The organism is Specibacter sp. NPDC057265 (assembly GCF_042668835.1).
In the GTDB taxonomy this organism is placed as follows: domain Bacteria; phylum Actinomycetota; class Actinomycetes; order Actinomycetales; family Micrococcaceae; genus Specibacter.
Map to the genome: position 1 here is coordinate 1 of NZ_JBHUYE010000048.1, position 1,888 is coordinate 1,888.

Here is a 1,888-nt window from a genome sequence, read left to right on the forward strand (position 1 = left end):
CGCACGGCACGATCACGAACTTCGGTTGGGTATCTCTTGGGCATGATTGCCATCTTTCTCAAAAAAGACAGCGGCATCAAATCCGGGACGGTTCAATACCACCACCACGGCTCGTGCGGGCTGCGAGGCCTTCCCCGTCACCAAGCCCGGAATGCAACGGGCCTTAGCTTGGATCCGCCGCCACACGACCGGGGAAATCTTGGCAGCCATCGAGGGAACCAACTCCTACGGGTCCTCCATTCGCCGCGCCCTTATCGTTGAAGGAATTCGTGTGGTGGAGGTGAAGCCACCGAAGGAAAAGGCCCGACAAGGCATCGGGAAGAGCGACCCTATTGATGCATTCGCTGCAGCAACGAGTGTCTTAGGGCAAGAGATCGACTTGCTGCTTCATCCTCGCCACGACGGGGAACGAGCGGCCATCAGCGTGCTTTTGGCCGCACGACGGCGGATGGAAAGCCAGCGCACAGCGAACCGCAATGCCTTGAACGCCTTGGTGCGACAGATCGACTTAGGCGTTGATGCCCGACATGCGTTGACTGACCGACAGGTCAAAGAAATTAGTGATTGGCGAGCCAGGGAGCATGACACCATTGACCAGCGGATCGCACGGGACGAAGCCATCGATCTAGCAAGATCCATCAAAACCAGCAATGCACGGCTCAAGGAAATCGAAGCTGAGTTGGTTGACCTTGACGAGAAACTGGCCCCGGGGTTGCAGGACCAATTTGGCATGGGCCCGGTAACCGTGGGGATCATCCTGGCCGCATACTCACACCATGGACGGGTCCGTTCCGAAGCAGCCTTCGCAGCATTGGCCGGCGCCTCACCGCTTCAAGCATCCTCCGGTAACACCAAACGTCACCGGCTCAACCGTGGAGGTGACAGACAACTGAACATGGCCCTCGACATCATTGCCAAGCACCGCATCCGAGGAGATGAGAAGACCAAGGCTTACGTTGAACGACGGACCAAGGAAGGGCGGAGTTACCGTGAAATCAAACGGTGCCTCAAACGTTTCCTTGCCCGCTCAATTTTCCGGCAACTGGAACAGCTCGGGGCTTGATTTAATCCATAAAAGGGTCGTGGACAGTGAATCTCTCCTCTTCGTGGACATCGAGTCTCACTACTTTGTATGTCCTGTCTCAGGGCATACAAAGAGTTGAGATCGGATGTCGCCGAAGTACTGAGATTCGCTGTCTACGATGTCACGGGATTCCACACCACCTACCCGGACCGCCCGTACCCTAAAGCCGTATTTGCCATCAAGGCAGCCTGGGAGGTGAAGGAACAAGTCAGGGTCTTGCTACGCACCGGTTCCTTGGAAGATGCCGAGCTAGCCAAGGAACGCCTCGAAGAGTTGGTGCAAGCATCAAAGCAACCAGAAACGACCAAGCTCTGGCGGACCATTTGCCGGTGGTGGAAGGAAATCGAGGTCCTCATCGTCACCGGCGCCACCACCGGAAAAGTCGAAGCGAACAACACCGCCATCAAACACATCAAACGCACCGCCCGCGGCTACCGCAACCCAAACAACTACACATCAGTTATTCTCTTGAGAAGTGCCGCCCGGACGACGGCATGACACTCACCCGGGAATCCGAATCCCCACGAACCACGGAGAGCCTGTCTTGGTGGTGTATTTGAGGATGAGCCCGGTGCCTAGGTAGTGGGCTCATCCTCAGCTAGAAAATCAAAAGACCATGGCTAACACTCCCAATGCAATTACCTCACCATGTCAGGAGCCCTGGCACTGCTGAATCAAGATGTCCCTGTAGCCGTCGGGCCGGCACCAGTGAATATTTTTCTTTTTGGGGGCCAGCAATATTGCGGTTGGGGGCCACCATGGGAAAGCGGGATTATTGTCCTTAGGGGCCACCCGTAGCGTTCC

General features: G+C 56.2%; 2 protein-coding genes. Both read left to right on the top strand.

Annotation, left to right across the window (positions count from 1 at the left end; genetic code table 11):
* The first annotated feature begins 46 nt into the window (after positions 1–46).
* Positions 47–1,063 carry a transposase gene (locus ACFUCV_RS14950; RefSeq protein ID WP_380817123.1) on the top strand — a complete coding sequence of 339 codons (1,017 nt, stop codon included), beginning with the start codon at positions 47–49 and terminating at the stop codon, positions 1,061–1,063.
* Between the two features lie 96 nt (positions 1,064–1,159).
* Positions 1,160–1,582 (top strand): transposase, encoded by a 423-nt coding sequence (locus ACFUCV_RS14955; protein WP_380817125.1) that lies wholly within the window; start codon positions 1,160–1,162, stop codon positions 1,580–1,582.
* Positions 1,583–1,888: the final 306 nt, after the last annotated feature.